Source organism: Streptomyces sp. PA03-1a, from assembly GCF_033792805.1.
Classification (GTDB): Bacteria; Actinomycetota; Actinomycetes; order Streptomycetales; family Streptomycetaceae; genus Actinacidiphila.
In genome coordinates, this window is the sequence record NZ_JARAVO010000058.1 from 1 (window position 1) to 16,587 (window position 16,587).

The 16,587-nt window shown below is 69.2% G+C and carries 18 protein-coding genes and 1 pseudogene; 13 read left to right on the forward strand and 6 right to left on the reverse strand.

Annotation, left to right across the window (positions count from 1 at the left end; genetic code table 11):
- Window positions 1-133 precede the first annotated feature (133 nt).
- Entirely contained in the window at window positions 134-1,108 is a 975-nt protein-coding gene (locus PV341_RS15320) for a GNAT family N-acetyltransferase (protein WP_500358076.1), read from the reverse strand.
- An 867-nt stretch (window positions 1,109-1,975) separates the two neighbouring features.
- Between PV341_RS15320 and PV341_RS15325 the strand changes: the two genes are divergently transcribed.
- From PV341_RS15325 to PV341_RS15355, 7 genes and pseudogenes are all read left to right on the forward strand, one after another.
- The gene (locus PV341_RS15325; protein WP_500358077.1) at window positions 1,976-2,422 is read left to right on the forward strand and encodes a GNAT family N-acetyltransferase; all 447 of its coding nucleotides are present in this window, start codon (window positions 1,976-1,978) and stop codon (window positions 2,420-2,422) included.
- 143 nt (window positions 2,423-2,565) lie between these two features.
- Window positions 2,566-3,057 carry a DUF2975 domain-containing protein gene (locus tag PV341_RS15330; protein WP_500325991.1) on the forward strand — a complete coding sequence of 164 codons (492 nt, stop codon included), beginning with the start codon at window positions 2,566-2,568 and terminating at the stop codon, window positions 3,055-3,057.
- Window positions 3,057-3,278 carry a helix-turn-helix domain-containing protein gene (locus PV341_RS15335; RefSeq protein ID WP_499509914.1) on the forward strand — a complete coding sequence of 74 codons (222 nt, stop codon included), beginning with the start codon at window positions 3,057-3,059 and terminating at the stop codon, window positions 3,276-3,278. The genes PV341_RS15330 and PV341_RS15335 overlap by 1 nt, the downstream gene beginning before the upstream one ends.
- Window positions 3,279-3,450: 172 nt before the next feature.
- Window positions 3,451-3,969: pseudogene (fbiC, locus tag PV341_RS15340) on the forward strand (7,8-didemethyl-8-hydroxy-5-deazariboflavin synthase); the annotation flags it as partial.
- Window positions 3,966-5,120: a 3-oxoacyl-ACP reductase FabG gene (gene fabG, locus PV341_RS15345; protein ID WP_500358079.1), complete on the forward strand. Its 1,155-nt coding sequence runs from the start codon at window positions 3,966-3,968 to the stop codon at window positions 5,118-5,120. The pseudogene fbiC and the gene fabG, both read left to right, overlap by 4 nt.
- Window positions 5,121-5,380: 260 nt before the next feature.
- Entirely contained in the window at window positions 5,381-6,028 is a 648-nt protein-coding gene (locus tag PV341_RS15350) for a cysteine hydrolase family protein (RefSeq protein WP_500325985.1), read from the forward strand.
- Window positions 6,029-6,146: 118 nt separating this feature from the next.
- A complete protein-coding gene (locus tag PV341_RS15355; protein ID WP_500325984.1) occupies window positions 6,147-6,539 on the forward strand; it encodes a DUF1622 domain-containing protein in 393 nt (130 codons plus the stop codon).
- 48 nt (window positions 6,540-6,587) lie between these two features.
- On the opposite strand, the gene PV341_RS15360 is transcribed toward PV341_RS15355, so the two are convergent.
- The 4 genes from PV341_RS15360 to PV341_RS15375 form a co-directional block, all read right to left on the reverse strand.
- Complete coding sequence (locus PV341_RS15360) at window positions 6,588-6,965, reverse strand: hypothetical protein (RefSeq protein ID WP_500325983.1); 378 nt, start codon at window positions 6,963-6,965, stop codon at window positions 6,588-6,590.
- 65 nt (window positions 6,966-7,030) lie between these two features.
- A complete protein-coding gene (locus tag PV341_RS15365; protein WP_500325981.1) occupies window positions 7,031-7,222 on the reverse strand; it encodes a hypothetical protein in 192 nt (63 codons plus the stop codon).
- A gap of 360 nt (window positions 7,223-7,582) precedes the next feature.
- Window positions 7,583-7,921: a YciI family protein gene (locus PV341_RS15370; protein ID WP_500325979.1), complete on the reverse strand. Its 339-nt coding sequence runs from the start codon at window positions 7,919-7,921 to the stop codon at window positions 7,583-7,585.
- Between the two features lie 608 nt (window positions 7,922-8,529).
- On the reverse strand, window positions 8,530-9,507 hold the full coding sequence (locus PV341_RS15375) for a GlxA family transcriptional regulator (RefSeq protein WP_500325977.1): 978 nt from the start codon (window positions 9,505-9,507) through the stop codon (window positions 8,530-8,532).
- A gap of 137 nt (window positions 9,508-9,644) precedes the next feature.
- Between PV341_RS15375 and PV341_RS15380 the strand changes: the two genes are divergently transcribed.
- From PV341_RS15380 to PV341_RS15390, 3 genes are all read left to right on the forward strand, one after another.
- Window positions 9,645-10,283: an HD domain-containing protein gene (locus tag PV341_RS15380; RefSeq protein ID WP_500325975.1), complete on the forward strand. Its 639-nt coding sequence runs from the start codon at window positions 9,645-9,647 to the stop codon at window positions 10,281-10,283.
- A 25-nt stretch (window positions 10,284-10,308) separates the two neighbouring features.
- Complete coding sequence (locus PV341_RS15385; RefSeq protein ID WP_500358081.1) at window positions 10,309-11,622, forward strand: MFS transporter; 1,314 nt, start codon at window positions 10,309-10,311, stop codon at window positions 11,620-11,622.
- Between the two features lie 136 nt (window positions 11,623-11,758).
- Entirely contained in the window at window positions 11,759-12,682 is a 924-nt protein-coding gene (locus PV341_RS15390) for an NADP-dependent oxidoreductase (RefSeq protein WP_500325972.1), read from the forward strand.
- Window positions 12,683-12,782: 100 nt separating this feature from the next.
- On the opposite strand, the gene PV341_RS15395 is transcribed toward PV341_RS15390, so the two are convergent.
- A complete protein-coding gene (locus tag PV341_RS15395; RefSeq protein ID WP_500325970.1) occupies window positions 12,783-13,784 on the reverse strand; it encodes an alpha/beta hydrolase in 1,002 nt (333 codons plus the stop codon).
- A gap of 248 nt (window positions 13,785-14,032) precedes the next feature.
- Here PV341_RS15395 and PV341_RS15400 point away from each other — a divergent pair, with 248 nt between their 5' ends.
- The 3 genes from PV341_RS15400 to PV341_RS15410 all read left to right on the forward strand — a co-directional run bounded on the left by PV341_RS15400 (window position 14,033) and on the right by PV341_RS15410 (window position 16,580).
- Entirely contained in the window at window positions 14,033-14,605 is a 573-nt protein-coding gene (locus tag PV341_RS15400; protein ID WP_500325969.1) for a hypothetical protein, read from the forward strand.
- Between the two features lie 339 nt (window positions 14,606-14,944).
- A complete protein-coding gene (locus PV341_RS15405) occupies window positions 14,945-15,616 on the forward strand; it encodes a DUF4097 family beta strand repeat-containing protein (protein WP_500325968.1) in 672 nt (223 codons plus the stop codon).
- A gap of 271 nt (window positions 15,617-15,887) precedes the next feature.
- Entirely contained in the window at window positions 15,888-16,580 is a 693-nt protein-coding gene (locus PV341_RS15410; RefSeq protein WP_500325966.1) for a hypothetical protein, read from the forward strand.
- The last annotated feature ends 7 nt before the right edge of the window (window positions 16,581-16,587 follow it).

Here is a 16,587-nt window from a genome sequence, read left to right on the forward strand (position 1 = left end):
GGCGGGCGGGTTCATCTGTCACAGCGCTGGATGATCGCGGAGCGCCCTGGAGCGTGTCCATCGGTTTTCGGAGTGGTCGACGCCCTACCGGCTCAAGGCACTCACCCGACCGAGCCCCCGGGGACCGAAGCCGTCAGACGTCGAGCGCCCAGCGGACGTACCGCTCCTTGGGCGCGAACCCGGCCTTCTCGTAGATCCCGAACGCCCCACTGGGATTGGTCGAGTCCACGCTCAGGCTGGCCTTCCCGTAGCCCTGGTCGGCGGCGCTGCGCAGCGCGTGCCGGATCAGGCCGCCGGCGACGCCGCGCTTGCGGTAGTCGCGGAGCGTCCCGATGAGCATGAAGTGTGCCTCGCGCACGCCGGTGGCCACCGTGTCGGCCTCCCACGACATGGTCACCAGCATGCCCGCCGGGGCCCCGTTCGCGGCGTCCCGGAGCAGGAAGCTCACCTCGGGCCGGAAGGTGTGATTGGTGATCTTGTTCCTCCAGGCGTCCACGGGCACCGGCACGGTACCCCAATGGTCCTTGAACGCCTCGTTCCGGATCATCCGGAACTCCTCGTCGTTCTGCTCCGACCACGGCTCGATCCGCAGCCCGTCGGGGATCACCGCGTCCGGGATCGCGTCACCGAGCGGATGCTCCATGAAGTGGTAGTAGCGGGCGGGTGCGAAACCCCGGGAGCGGAAGAGCTCGGCCGCACCGGCGATGCGCTCGCAGTTCTGGACCTGGACCTCGAGCTTCAGGGTCGGCTGGTGCAGTGCGTGCAACGCCTTCGCGCCCGCTATCCCGGCCTTCAGCAGCACGGTGCCTACACCCTGGCGACGGTAGTGCGGGTGCACGCCGCCGTCGACCATGATCCGGTGCACGTCCTCGGCGGTCGGCTTGTAGGTGGCCTTCATGTAGCCGACCATCACGTCGCCGTCGAAGGCGGCGAGGCTCGCGCGCTCCAAGTCCGCGTAGGGATCCACCAGTTCCTGGAGGGTGTCCGCCTCCTCGTAGTTCTCGCCGATCTTGTCCTCGGCCTCCATGGCGTTGAGGAGGTCGGCCGACGTCTTCGCGTCGCCTGTGGTGAGCGGTCGCCACGTCAGGGTGGTGGATTCTGCGTTCATGGGGGCGACGGTACGGACTCCGGCCGGAGGCTGTCGCGTTGTTTTCGCGACGCCGGCGGGGGTGGATGCGACGGGGGCTCAAGGCCTCCGGCGGCCCTGGCTCAGCCCACCGGTACACACCCGGGTTGCTGTTGAAGCCATGTTCTTGCCGCGGCTTCGGCCTGGCCGGGCCGGGTCGGTTGGTCAGGTGCCAGCGGGGAGTCGGGGTTGTGGCGGTGACCGGTGCGGTCGGCCTCGGCGACGCTGGCGATCACCAGTTGGGCGTCGTCGCTCAGCGCGAGCCCGAGGGTGTTCCGTAGGTGGGGGAGCCGAAGGACCGGGCGTGCGGGCGTCCGCGGATCATGGGGTCCATGCTGCCGCCGTTGTTTCCGTGCAGGTCGACGATCCACCCGCACACGCCGGTGCGGTCCAGCCTGCGCACCGCGGCCCGAGCGGCCTCGACGGTCCGCCGAGGAGGATCCGAGTCTCTCGGGCAGGGTGAGAAGTCCCAGCCGGCGCGATACGATGCGGCCGGTTGGAACGGGTATCTCGGCGGGCGGGACCGCCTGTTTCGCGCTCACCGTCTCCGGAGGATCCGGTATCGCCTGCGGTGAGCAGGGCGGCGCACAGGAGCAGATGCCCGGCGGTCCGGACCCGGACCGTCGCCGTGCAGGTCGCTGACGTCGTCCCCCATCACAGCACCCCGCTTTCGACGTGTGCGCCAGATGATCTCACCGTCCCCGGACAGCGGCAAGCGATCAGCCGACGCCACTTCCGACGCCACTTCCGGCGTCGCACCCCGGGGCACGTCCCGCCCCCGTGACGGCCGGACGCCGGCTTGCCGCCGGACGTCCACCGCCGATCCGGCGGCGCGGCAGGATGGGCACCATGGTGGAGATCAGCTTCCTGACCGAGTCCGACCGCGCCTGCTGGGAAGTGCTGGCCCGCGGCAAGGACACGTACTTCGACGTCGAACGCCACGACGACAGCTACGAACGGACCTGGCGACGCCTGCTCGACGACGAGCGGATACGCGGGATCGCCGCCCGGCTGGACGGCAGGATGGTCGGCATCGCGCACTACCTGTTCCACGCCAGCGTCTGGTACGCAGGGAAGTGCTACCTGGCGGACCTGTTCGTGGACGCGGAGGTCCGGCGGCAGGGTGTCGCGACCGCGCTGATCGAATGGGTCGCACGCGACGCGGAGGAACACGGCGCCCCTGGCCTCTACTGGAACACCCTGGAAGACGCCCCGGCTCGCGCGCTGTACGACAAGGTGGGCAGGTTCCACGAGGGCTTCATCCTCTACACCTACCGGCGTGACACGCGTGCGTAGGCACTCGGCCGGTTCTTCCGGGTTCGGGGAACCGCCACAGCGTTCCGCAACGGTGCGTGGCGCCGCCCACCCTCCGTCCCCGCCCTTGCTTCACCTATCGAGATTCGATAGGTTTCCATCGTAACTCGATGGAAGGGTAGGTCATGGGAAAGCTGACCGTGCGTGCGCTGCGCGCCGTGCTGGTGGTGGTGTTTGCCGGCACCGTGTTCGTACAGGCGGGGATGGTGTGGGCGTTGGTGTCGGGCAACGACCCGGAGGACGGGTCGCTCCCGCTGACCCCGCTGCGCCTGATCACGATCCTGGGGATGCTGTCGGCCCAGGTTGCCCTGGTCTGCGTCTGGCGGCTTGTGGGGATGGTGCAACGCGGAACCGTGTTCTCCCACGCCGCCTTCCGGTACGTGGACGTCATGATCGGCGCGATCGTGGCGGCCGCCCTCGTGTGGTTCGCGGTCACGGCCATCAATGCTCCGGGCCAGCGGGAGGACCCGGGCGTCACCGTCATCATGGGCGGGGTCGGCGTGGCCATCCTGGGGGTCGCGCTGATGGTGCTCGTGCTGCGGATGCTGCTCGCCCAGGCCGTCGCGCGCGACGTCGAGGCGACGCAGATGCGGGCCGAGTTGGACGAGGTGATCTGATGCCGATCTCCGTCGACATCGACGTGATGCTGGCCAGGCGGAAGATGTCCGTGGGCGAGCTCGCGGACCGCGTGGGGATCACGCCCGCCAACCTCGCCGTGCTCAAGAACGGCCGTGCCAAGGCGGTGCGCTTCGCGACGCTCGCCGCGCTCTGCGAGGTGCTGGAGTGCCAGCCGGGCGACCTGCTGCGTTGGGAGGCCGAGGACGCCGCGGGCGCATGAAGTGCCCCGGGCCGGGCGTGAGAACGCCCGGCACCACCGGCCCGTGACACGGCACGTGGAGCACGCGCGACCCGCGTACGTGACCTCCCGACGGCGAACCCCCGTCCTTCCCAGCCGGAAAGGCGGGGGTTCGCCGTCGGGCGGGAACGACGTCCCGACGTACCCGTCGGGTTACGGCCATGTCGAAGAGCCGCGCCACTGGGTCGACCACATGCGGACGTTGGTCCGGCTGCAGCAGGAGACCGGCGGATTCACCGAGTTCGTGCCGCTGCCCTTCGTGCACCAGAGCTCGCCCATCTACCTGGCCGGCATCGCCCGTCCGGGCCCGTCGCGCCGCGACAACCGTGCCGTCCACGCACTGGCACGGCTCCTCATGCACGGCCACATCGACAACATCGCCTGCTCCTGGGTGAAGCTCGGTCCGGAGAGTTGCGTCGACATGCTGCGCGGCGGAGCCAGCGACCTCGGCGGCACGCTGATGGAGGAGACCATCAGCCGCATGGCCGGATCGACCAACGGGTCGATGTGGACGATCGCCGGTATCAAGGACCTGGCGACCGCGGCGGGCAGGACCACCCGACAGCGCACCACCACCTACGACGACGTCACCGCCGAGTGCGCGCGGGCCGCGCTCGGGTTCGACACCGAGGTGCACCGCGCCCTGCCGTTGAGCGTCGGGTTCCTGCGATGAGACGGTCGGACTGGGTGATCGTCATCCCGCAGAAGGACCTGCGACTGGCCAAGAGCCGCCTCGAACTGGTCCCGCGGGACCGTCGGAGCGTCGCCCGCGCCCTGCTCCGCGACACCGTGACGGCCGCACGGGCGGCACCCGGGGTCGGCGAGGTCATCGTCGTACTCGACCGCCTCCAGGACTTCGACGCCGTCGACGACCTCGACGTGCGCCCCGTCCTGACCGACGGCCCCGGCCTCAACGAGGCCCTCCGGCAGGGCGAGCAGACGGCCCGGGCGATCCACCCCCGATGCGCCGTGGCCTCACTCCCCGCGGACCTTCCCTTCCTCGAACCGGCCGTCCTCGGGCGTGCCCTCGCATACGCCCGCACCCGCGACGGGGCGTTCGTCGCCGACGCGGAGTGCCGCGGCACCACCTTGCTCACGGCCGGCCCGGGGCAGGCCCTGCAACCGTCGTACGGCGCCGGATCGCGAGCGGCCCACCGCCGCTCCGGCGCCCACGAACTGACCGAACCCGACCTCGCGTCACTGCGGTTCGACGTCGACCACCTCGCCCATCTGCTGGCGGGCGACCGGGTCGTGACGGCGGCGTGCGACGTCACCGCCGCGGCGGACGTCCAGAGCGCCGTGGACCTGTGCGTCTCGACGTTCGGCAGGCTCGATGTGATGGTCAACAACGCAGGCATCACCCGTGACGCGACCATGCGGACGATGACCGAGGAGCAGTTCGAGCAGGTCGTCGCCGTACACCTCAAGGGCTGCTGGAACGGCACCCGACTGGCCGCCGCCGTCATGCGCGAACAGCGCTCCGGCGCGATCGTGAACCTCTCCTCCATCTCCGGCAAGGTCGGCTTCGTCGGCCAGACCAACTACTCGGCGGCGAAGGCCGGAATCATCGGGCTCACCAAGGCCGCGGCCAAGGAGACGGCCCACCACGGCGTGCGGGTGAACGCCGTCGCCCCGGGTCTGATCCGCTCGCCGATGACCGAGGCGATGCCGGCCCACATCCGGGACGCGAAACTCGCCGAGATCCCGATGCGACGCCCCGGCGAGGCGCCGGAGGTGGCCTCGGTGGCGCTCTTCCTCGCATCGGACCTCGCGTCGTACCTCACGGGGACGGTCATCGAGGTGACCGGCGGCCGTCACATGTGACCAGCCGCTGATCAAGTGATGTCAGGATTCACGGCCGCCCGCGCTTCGCCGGGGAGGGCAGGGACGAGGACCGAGGTGCAGCAATACACCGATGCAGAACGCCCCGCGATGGGGCAAAGTGGAACGGAGGGCCGAATGACCGGGACAGCGCCTCCGCGGGAAGGTACCTCGCGTCTCCGGATCGGAATGTGCTTCGGAAGGACATCCGCTGTACCGGTAATTGTCCCGCCAGTGGTTCGTTGTCGCGTGAGGAGCACCAGGTGGAAATCAGGAATACCGACACGGCGGTCGTTTTCATTGACCCACAGAACGACGTGCTGAGCGAGAGCGGAGCGAACTGGGACGCGGTGGGGGCGAGCGTCACGGAGAACAGAACCGTCGAGAACATGGAGAGAATCTTCGAGGCGGCCAAGGCGGGCGGATATGAGGTCTTCATCTCGCCCCATTACTTCTACCCGACCGACAACGGATGGCGAATGAACGGGCCGCTCGAGACGAGCGAGCTGGAAACCCACACGTTCGCACGGGCGGGACAGCTCGATCTGACCGGGTTCCGAAACTCCGGGGCGGACTGGCTGGACCGCTTCAAGCCTTATATCGAAGACGGCAGAACGGTGGTCGCCAGCCCGCACAAGGTGTTCGGTCCGGAATCCAACGACTTGGTGCTGCAACTGCGCAAGCGGGGAATGCAAAGGATTGTTCTCGGCGGGATGCTGGCGAACATGTGCGTCGAGTCCCACATGCGTCACCTCATCGAGGAGGGATTCGAGGTAGCCGTGGTCAGGGATGCGACAGCCGGACCCCGGCACCCGGAATGGGGCGACGGCTATCAGGCGGCGATCATCAACTACCGCTTCTTCGCCCATGCCTTGCTGTCGACTGACGAAGTACTCGACGGAATGCGCTGAAGAACTCGCAGCGGGGGAATGGCGCTCGCGTCCGCCCGATGATTACGTTTTCAACGGGCGCCGTCGACGGTCGCCGGTCCACTGCGCGAGGGTGCGGTGGTAACAGAGCTTGCGGACCATGGACGAGCGGACCCGGGTCGGTGCGAGAGGGGATTCTGTGGAGCTCCAACACGTCGTGGAGCTGGCCGGTCGAGCCGTTGACGCCGCGGGCGTAGCCGTCATCGTCGTGGGGACGCTCTTGGCGACCGTCCTCGCGGCCGTGCGGCTCGGTCGCCGACAGGCAGGCGTGTACCGCGACTACCGCCGTCGCGTCGGGCGGTCGATCCTGCTGGGGCTGGAGTTCCTCGTAGCCGGCGACATCATCCGCACGGTCGCCGTCGCACCGACGTACGCAAGCGTCGGAGTACTGGCCGTGATCGTGGGCATCCGGACCTTCCTCAGCTTTTCTCTCGAGCTCGAGATCACCGGGCGGTGGCCATGGCAGAAGGCAGTGGCCGAAGCCGACGACTGACCCCGCGTGGCGCCGGCGGCCGGCGGAGCGACGCTAGCCTGGAGAGGGCTATCGCCCCGCTTGATCGTGCTCGGCTCGGAACTGGTCGAGCAGGCTGAAGAACAGCTCGATCGCTGGTGTTCCGGTGGCCTCGGCCTCGCGCTCGATCTGCGTCGACCAGCCCAGCGAGCTTTCCTCGCCGTTGCGCTGGCAAAGCCACCGGCTGAAGGGCGGTTCCGCACCCGGGGTGCAGAAGGGGAAGTCTTCCTCGATGCCGTGGATGCCCATGGCCAGGCGATACCCGTACAGCGTCGAGTTGAGGTGCTGCAGGGAGCCCCCGCGGACGAACATGCTAGGGCGAAGGCGTACCTCGTCCAGAAAGTCGTAGACGTCCTGAAGTTCGTCGATGCGCCGTGGCCGACGGTTGTTCTGCTCAGCCTGTGTCATGCGGGCTCCTTCAACTGCCGGATCGGATAGGCCTCGGACATGCGCGATCGAGCCCTCTGGTGGTGTCAGCCATGGTCTTCCCAGCCGGCGGCGCACAACCTCGCCTCGCTGACCATGACGTCACCCGCTCGGGCGGACCGGACGTACATGTTGAGCCCGTTCGGACCGAGATCGCCCGAGCACCTGACGACCAGGCTCATTTTGCCGATCAGGTCGATGCCGTCGAAGGAGACCGTTCCGGGCGACCTGCGAGCCACTGCGGGGTACTCCTCCCAGCGCCGCCTCGACCTCATCGGAGTCCATCCCGAACCGCAACGGGCCCACCCCCGCCAGCGGATCGAGCACCCATTGCGGCCGATCTTCCGGCTCCCCGTTCCACCAGGCCACGACAACCCCCCCCGACGACTCGAACACCCCGGCACACTTACCCTTGGTCTTGCACGTCACCCTAAGCAGCCCCTCTGACATCGTGCCGCCGACTACCTGACCGACGGCACGGCAACGCCGGTACTGTCCGGTCGTTGCACTGAGCGTTCTGCAGGGCTGGCATGCCGATCGCGCCCATAGGTCACAAGGCACTGCCGAACCAGGCCCCAGCCGCCGCGGGTCGTCTTCGATCAGACGGTCGAGTCGGGCATGATCTCCCGGACCTCCTGCGCACAGCGGCATGCGGCAGCGATCTTGGCAGCCCACTCCAGCGCGTCCTCACGTGAGGGCACATCGATGATCGAGAACCCGCCGAGCACCGCCTTGGTCTCCGGGTACGGGCCATCCGTGACGGACCCGTCGGTGGCCACGACGCTCGCCTGCTGCCTTTCCAGTCCACCGCCGAAGACCCACACACCGGCGTCCTGAGCTTTGCGCACCACCTCGTGCGAGGCCTCGGCCACCTCGGGCAACTCCTCCTCGGGGAAGGTCATCGCGCCGTCATCGAACGAGATCAGGTACCGCGTCATACGTGCCTCCCTTGGCCGTTGGCCTGCTTCGGCCGCCCCTCACCCTACGACGAACGCCTGCCTTCAGAACCGACACTTCCCCATGCCGGCCGCTTCACGGTTTCGTGGGAGCACCACTGATCGAGGGCATGACCCGCACGGGACCGGCGAATGCGAGGCGGCCGATCGCCCCCTGCTCCCAGTGCCCGCACCTTGCGGGGATGGTCCGGAGCCGGCGGGTTGCTGGCGGCTGGAGACGCCTGCTTCCTGAGCCTGTGGGGATGGGTCCCATCTCCCGCCGGTCGGCGGTGACCGAGGCCGTCCGCTGTCTGCTTCGGGCAGCGGTACGGACATGGTCCGAGCGTCGGTTCCGGCGAACGGGCTGCACATGAGGAGTCCCTGATGAAGGCCACGTCCATCAGCCGCTACGGCGGGCCCGACGTCATCGAGCTCATTGACGCCGAGGAGCCGCTTCCCGGTCCCGGCGAGGTCAGCATCACCGTGACGCATGATGGTCGCCCCCGCCGACCTGACCGTGCCGCTGAGGGGCACGGCTGTCGCCCCCGTGGGTCGCTGCTGTGCCGCTTGTGCGGATCCGACATATCAAGTTCAGCGAATGCGATGCGTGCTCACTGCTGCCCGGTTCCGGCGCGGTGCGCGGTCCTGAAGCGGCGTTGATACGCGGCGGGGCTTATCGCCATTCGCCTCACGAAAACCCTCCGCATGCTCTCGTAACTCGGGAATCCGGCGAGGGACGCCACCTGGGTCGCGGTGTGCCCTTGGTCGAGCAGGGCTTTCGCCATGTCGAACCGGACCGACTCCACGTACCGGGCCGGCGTGGTGGAAAGTTCGTCGCGGAAGAGCCGGGTGAGGTGCCGGGGGCTCAAATTGAGGTGCTTGGCGAGCTCGCCGACCGAGTAGTTGCCCGCGGGATCGGCCGTCACCAGGTCGGTGATCCTGCGGATGGCCGGGGAGCGGGGCGGTGGTCCCTGCAGCGGGGCGGAGAACTGCGACTGGCCGCCCGAACGCTGCAGATACACCACCAGGGAACGGGCGACGTCGCGGGTCAGATCAGGGCCGTAGTCCTCCTCGACGAGTGCCAGCGCGAGGTCGATGCCGGCGGTCACGCCCGCCGAGGTGTACGTGGTGCCGTCACGGACGTAGATCGCGTCGGGCTCGACGCGGCTGGCCCGGTGCCGTGCCGCGAGTTGGTCCGTGACCTTCCAGTGCGTGGTCGCGCGCTTGCCGTCCAGGAGACCGGCGGCGCCGAGGACGAATGCCCCGGTGCAGATCGACGCGACCCGGTCGGCCTTGACGGCCAGCGTCTGCGCCGCTTCGAGCAGGTCACGGGCTACGGCGTTGCGCGGGTAGAGGTCCGAGCCGGCCACCAGGAACGTATGAGGGGCGAGCTCCGTGGCGGCGCCGGAGACGGCGATCCGGACCCCGATGGACGAGGCGACGTCGTCCCCGGTCGGTGAGACCAGCACGACCTGGTAGTCGGCCCCGAACCGGTTCGCTTCCGCGAACACCTCCGCGGGGCCGGCGACGTCCAGCAGCGTGACCCCGTCATAGACGAGGATCACGACCTGATGCGCAGCAGGGTTCACACCGCCATTCTCCGCCCGTCCGGATTCGGGTGACTCGTGGCGGGACTGCGGTGGCGCCGAACGCCCGGTGGTCGGCAGTGTGGAAGTCGGAGGCACCGTTCCTTCATAACACACCGAAATAAGAAAGCGCAGAGGTCATGACCGAGATCATCGCCGGTGTAGAGATTCCCGAAACAGCCGCGGTCGCCGAAGCCACCCGACTCGTCCAGGAGACGACCAGCCCCCTCATCTACCATCACTCCCGGCGCGTTTTCGTCTTCGGCGCCATTCATGCCCGCAGGCTCGGTCTCGACCCCGACCCGGAGCTGCTCTACCTGGCCTCCATGTTCCACGACACCGGCCTCATGACGCCCTTTTCCGACGTGGAGCAGCGGTTCGAGGTCGACGGAGCCGACCACGCGCGCAAGTTCATGCTGGAGCGCGGTTTCCCGGCCACGGCCGCCGACGTCGTCTGGACGGCCATCGCGCTGCACACGACACCGGGAATTCCCGACCGGATGGGCCCGGAGATCGCCATCACGAATCTCGGCGTCCTGACCGACGTGCTCGGCCTGGGCCTGGACGAGCTGGATCGCGCCCAGGTGGAAGAGGTGATCGCCCTCCATCCGCGGGGCGACTTCAAGAACGAGTTCCTGCAGGCCTTCGTCGACGGACTCCAGCACCGCCCGGAGACCACGAACGGGACCGTGAACGCGGACGTGCTGGAGCACTTCATCCCCGGGTTCCGTCGTACGACCACGGTCGAGCGCATCATGGGCGCGCCCTGGCCGAGCTGATCAGACAGCCGTAGTGGACGACGTGATGAAACATGTGAACCGGCGTCGCGCCGGCGTCCGTCTCGGACGAGGCGCCGCCTTCACCGTGCTCGTCTCCGCGAACGTGGTGATGATGGCCACGGCGAGCGCACCCTCACCGATCTACCCCCTGTACCGGGCGCGTTGGGGATTGTCGGTCACGATGCTGACGGTGGTCTTCGCGGTGTACGTCGTGGGTCTGCTCGGTGCCCTGCTCACGGTCGGATCGCTGAGCGACCACGTGGGTCGCCGCCCGGTGCTGGCCGCCGCCCTCCTGGTGGCGGCGGCCAGCACGGCGATCTTCTGGACGGCCGAGGGAGTCGTGTCCCTCCTGGTCGCGCGGGTGGTGCAGGGCATCGCCACCGGGGCGGCCACGGGCGGTCTCGCCGCCGGTCTGGTCGAGCTCTCGCCCCAGGGGCGTCCGCATCTGGGGCCGACGATGACGGCGGTGGGCACGAGTTTCGGCATGGCCGCCGGCGCCGGGACGGTGGGGTTGCTGGTCCGGTTCACCCCGCGTCCCGACGCGTACGTCTTTCCCGTCCTCACCTGCACGTTCGTGGTTCTGGCCGCGGTCGTCCTCGCGATGCCCGAGACGCGCGCCCCACGCGCCGGTGGACTGGCGTTGCTGCGTCTCAGGGTCCGGGTCCCCCGGGATGTCCGGCCGGCGTTTCTCGCGTCCGTCCCCGCCCTCGTCGCAGGGTGGTCCGTCACGGGGCTGTTCCTCGCGCTCACCCCATCGCTGGTGAGAGACGTCCTGCACGTGCGGTCCGGCGCCGCGGGCGGACTCGGCATCGCAGTGCTGTTCCTGGCCAACAGCGTGGGCGGCTTGTGGTCCGTGCGGCACACGGCTCGGCTCGCCACCCTGCTGGGAGCGGTGCTCCTGGCCCTGGGCGCGGCCGGACTGGCGGTCGCCATGGCTCTCGCGTCACCGCTCGTCTCTGCGGGCGGGGCGGTCGTCGCGGGGCTGGGGGTCGGCCTGACCTTCAACGGCAGCCTCCGCGTGATCAGTGAGGTCACGAGCGCGAAGTCGCGGTCGGAGGTCTTCTCCGCCGTCTACGTGATCAGCTACGCGGCGCTGAGCCTCCCCGCCCTCGCGGCGGGGTTCGCGGCTCCCGTGTGGGGACTGGAGACCACGGGCTACCTGTACGTCGGGTTCGTCGGGGTGCTCTCCATGGGTGCCGCCCTCCACGCCGGCCGGTCACGTGCTCTCGGGCCTCTCGGGGGCAGGATGCGCGCGGACTCGCAGACCGAGGGTCGGAGCCGACCTCATAGCGAAGGGATCGCTCACCGAGCGCTTGTTGATGGCAGAGGGAATTCATGACAAAGCGCAGAACGATTCTCTGCGATGGTGCCGATATCTTGGTGTGGTCATGGATTCTCGTGCGCGCCGAACAGTGAATGGTCTTTCCGCGTCGGCGAAATTCTGATGGGTAAATTTGCTTAAGAGAGGACTTGTCATGCAAGCCGTCACCGCTCGGGACCGGAACGCCGGAGCCGATGGGCTCTCGCTCACCGACATGCCCCACCCGCACGCCGCCGAGAACGACGTCATCGTACGGGTGCACGCCGCGGGCTTCACGCCGGGGGAGCTCGAGTGGCCGGGAACCTGGTCCGACCGGGCCGGCCGTGACCGGACGCCGAGCGTACCCGGGCACGAACTGTCGGGCGTCGTGGCCGAACTGGGCTACGGAACCACGGGCCTGACCGTGGGCCAGCGGGTGTTCGGACTGGCCGACTGGACCCGGAACGGCTCACTGGCCGAGTACGTCGCGGTGGAGGCCCGCAATCTCGCTCCGCTCCCGGTGGACGTCGACCACACGGTGGCCGCCGCGCTGCCGATCTCCGGGCTGACCGCATGGCAGGGCCTCTTCGACCACGGGCACCTCACCACGGGCCGGACCGTCTTGATCCACGGCGCCACGGGAGGGGTCGGGTCGATCGCCGTGCAGCTGGCACGCGAGGCGGGCGCCAGGGTGATCGGCACCGGCCGGGCCGCGGGCAGGAGCACCGCGCTCGATCTCGGCGCGGACGCGTTCGTGGACCTGCAGAACGACCGGCTCGAAGACGTCGGCAAGGTCGACCTGGTACTCGATGTGTTCGGCGGCGACATCCTCGAACGCTCGACGGCGCTGGTCCGCGCCGGCGGCACGCTCGTCACCATCGCGGAGCCACCAACCGTCCAGCCCGACGACGGGCGGGCCGTCTTCTTCGTCGTCGAGGTCGACCGGGCACGTCTCGCGGACCTCGTCCAGCGGGTCCGGGACGGCCGACTCAAGCCGATCGTCGGGGATGTGCTGCCCCTGTCCGAGGCACCCGCAGCCTTCACCCACAAGGGGCGCCGCACCCCCGGCAAGACGATCATCCGGGTCACGGAAGGCTGAGTGCGGGCGCACGCCCGCAAGGGCAGGCCGGGCGCGCCGCGTGGGGGAACAGCGCCCGGCCGGCCGTGACGCGTGGCACCCCTGGGCGTCCCGCTGCGCCCTACGAAGCAGACGAAGGACCGTCGGCGACGGCGTGTCCCCGGTCGTCCGAGTCGATGAAGGCGAGTGCCCGCCTGATGTGGGGGAGAAGGTCGCCCGGATACTCGTGCCCGAGTCCCGGCAGCACCTCCACCTCGCAGGGGACTCCCTGCGAGGCGAGAAAACCGGCGAGTGCGGACAGCTTCTCGTACCGCACGCCGCCGTCGTCGTCCGCGCCCACCAAGAAGAAGCCGCGCAACGGAAGGCCGCTCCGGCGCCGCCTCTCGATGAACGGCATCCAGGACGCAGGGTGGGCAGTACGCGGCCCGGCCATCCCCAGCAGGACGAAGCCACGCGCCGGGACACTCCCTTCGAGCGCCGTGCGCAAGGCGGTCTCGGCGCCCATGGAGAAGCCCGCGACGACCAGGTGACCCGGGTCCAACCGGCGATCCGCCGTCAGCGCCGCGTACTGTTCGCGGACGTCCCGCAGGGCCACGGCCTCGTCGTCCCAGACAGCGCGATTGCGTGCGATCCACTGCGAGGACTGGAAGGCCACGAGCAGTCGGCCTTCGCCCACGACCCCTCGCCAGCCGCTCATCGATTCGTGGGCGTTCCCGCCGTTGCCATGCAGGGCGACGACAGCGCGGTACTGCTCCGCCCCGGCTTCGTGGCCCATGGCGAGGTAGCGCGACGGGCCGGAGGCGGCTCGCTGGCGAGCCGTGCTTTCACGCGCCGCCTCCTCGAAGTCGGCCGTGCCCTGCAAGAAGTCCCAGGACGGCGACTGACGCAGTAACACTTCGCCGTACCAGTGGCCCCGCGCCAGGGCCTCTCGCAAGAGTGCCACGGCGAGGTCGGCATCACCCATCCGTGCGGCCGCACACGACCGCAGGTAGTAGACGTCCGATTCGTTCTCTGTGAACTGCGGCCCCTCGTCGGTGACGAGGCGGTACGCGTCCGCGTACCGCTGCTCGTCCGACAACTCCCTGACGCGTTCCTGCAGCCTTGGGAATCCGGGTGACGTCATCACATCCCTCTTCCGTCCACCCGCCGTTCGCGATGGCGATCACCGGGACAGCCCCTATCGCCACGTTGGCGAGGTGACGTATCAGCGCCCGCACGTAAGGGCAATCGTAAGGTCAAACGCCGGCCCCCGTACGGCCGTCGCGGGTCGCGTACATGGCGCCACGACACGGGCAAAAGCCCCGCGGAGCGGCGACGTTCAGCAGCAGCCGGTCGTCGTCGGGCGATCGTGATGCACGGCTCACGGTCACCGTGAACCGGTACTCGCTTCCAATACCCGAGCAGTTCTCGACGTGTCCCGACTCGGCCTATCACCCGTACAGCCGCTGCACGCGGGCCCGGCTGTCCGACGGAGCCCTGCTCACGCAGGACCGGTCCCCGGCGGACGAGAAGCGACCGTCGGGGGCGGCAGTGCTGACCACGCTGCTCACCCACAAGGACGGCACCCAGGTGTTCGTCTCACAGGCCCCTGGTGCCACAGGGAGCCCGACGACCGGGGAGTCCCCGCTTCCCCTGACGGCGAAGGCCCTCGCGGCCATCGCCGGTTCACCCGCCTGGAAGCCCGTCCTGTCCGCCACGCCCGTCCCGCGGACCGCTCTACCCGGAACGTCGCTCGTCCCCAGGATGACCGGCCGTCAGATCACCGACACCATCGCCGACCTGCTGCCCCCGGCGCTGCGCACCGACGGCCTGCGCGTGGTGATCACCGCGGTCAACGCGCCCGCCTACCAACTGCCCGCGTCCCGGGCCGAACCCGTCCTGACCACGCGGCAACTCCAGCGCATCGCTCTCGCCTCCGCCTGGCGCCGGGCCGCGACGGGCTGAGGTCGTAGCGAGGGGTGGGCCGTGTGCCCATCGAGGCCCGCCGTCCATCGGGGATGTGGGCCTGGCTCTCAGGTGCCGCCCGAAAGTGTCGCGGGCTGCTCCGCGTAGCAGCTGTCGCAGGGTCTTCTCTGTAGCGTTCACCTTTCATCCATTGCAATGCCCTGAGGATAAGGCGTTGCATTGCGTCCACAACCATTGCAATGAATTCTCAGCAATGACCTGCAATGATGCGCTAGTTGTGCAACAAATCTGTTGCCGTATCAGCGAACGCAACGTAGCGTTTCTTTTGTCAGAAACACCGGGACGCACCGGCGCCCGATGGAGACGAAGGAGAGCACGATGCAGAAGTTCGACACCCCCGCCCCGATCCTGGCCGTCCTCGACGTCCCCGCCGGGCGCATCCGGTTCATCGCCGCCGACCGGGCCGACGCCACCGTCGAGGTCCTGCCCGCGGACGCCGCGAAGAGCCGCGACGTGAAGGCGGCGGAGCAGGCCGAGGTCGCCTACCGTGACGGCGTGCTGCGGATCGAGCTCCCGGCGGCGAAGAGCCGGATCCTCGGCGCATCCGGGTCCGTCGACGTGACGGTCCAACTGCCCACCGGCTCCCGCATCGAGGCGAAGGCGGCCGCCGCCGAACTCCGCGGCGTGGGACGGCTCGGCGACGTCGTCTTCGAGGGCCAGCAGGCCACGGTCAAGCTCGACGAGACCGAGAGCGCCCGCATCTCCGTCCTCGCCGGCGACATCGCCGTCGGACGCCTGGGCGGCCCCGCCGAGATCAGCACCCAGAAGGGCGACCTCCTCATCACCGAAGCCGTACGCGGCACCGTCACACTGCGGACCGAGCACGGCGGGATCTCGGTGGGCGCCGCCCGCGGAGCCTCCGCCTCACTGGACGCCGGCACCGCCTACGGCCGGATCCACAACGCCCTCAAGAACACCGACGGTGATGCCGCCGACCTGGACATCCACGCGACCACCTCCTACGGCGACATCACCGCGCGCAGCCTGTAGTCGCTTCCAACCAGGACGCGAAGCAACCGCCATGGCGACGCGGGCCGTCTCCCGCAACGTGCCGCACCCCAGGGCGGCGTACACCGACAGCCGTCGGAGTACGCCGCCCCGTTCGTGCGCAAGGAGCCCGATCGACCAACGTAGTGATCTTCGCCCGGCGGAAGCCGCGCGGAGTCCCTCGAAGGCCGGGCACATCATGCATCTCGCCGACCATCCCGCACGTCGCCGACTCGACGCAGCCCTGGACGACCTCGCCGTCACCGTCCGGGGCATGACCGCACATCCGGACGAGCACAACTGCGAATGTCACTGGGGAAGTCCGGAGGAGCTCGCCCTCCTGAAGACGCCGGAGGTGATGCTCGAGCCGGACCTCCTGCGCCGGACCTGGCAGGCCGTCGACTGGACCGACGACGCGGCTGTGGCGCGCCGTATCCTGCCGCAGTTCTCCCGGGCCCTTGTCGCCGACGGCGCGGACCCCATGTTCCGGCTGGAAGAAGCCGGGACGTCCTTCGCCCGCGGCCACTGGCAGCAGTGGCCCGACGACCACGCCGCTCCGGTACACGAGTTCCTGCACGCCTGGTGGGCGCAGAGCCTTACCGACCCGGACGCGGCCGTCCCGGCGCACCAGGTCCTGGTGATGTGCGCGGAGGCATCAGGAACACTCCGCCCCTGGCTTGCCGCATGGCAGCAACAGACCGGGCACCTCAGCGACCGGCGCCTCGCTGACGCGGCGGCGGATTGGGAGTACCAACTCCTGGGGGACGGCCTGCCGTGGTACATCGGGTGGTACGAGCACGACGAAGAGGAGATGCGCGCCGAACTGGTCGCCTGGCTCCTCGGTCACGGTGCCGCCCGGCTCCGTGAGTCGGGCGCGTCGACCGGGCTGCAGCACCGCATACGGTTGCTCGGACTCACGGGCGAGGACCGCTGGACGGATCCGCACTGGCCCGGCCACCGCTACTGACAAGCAG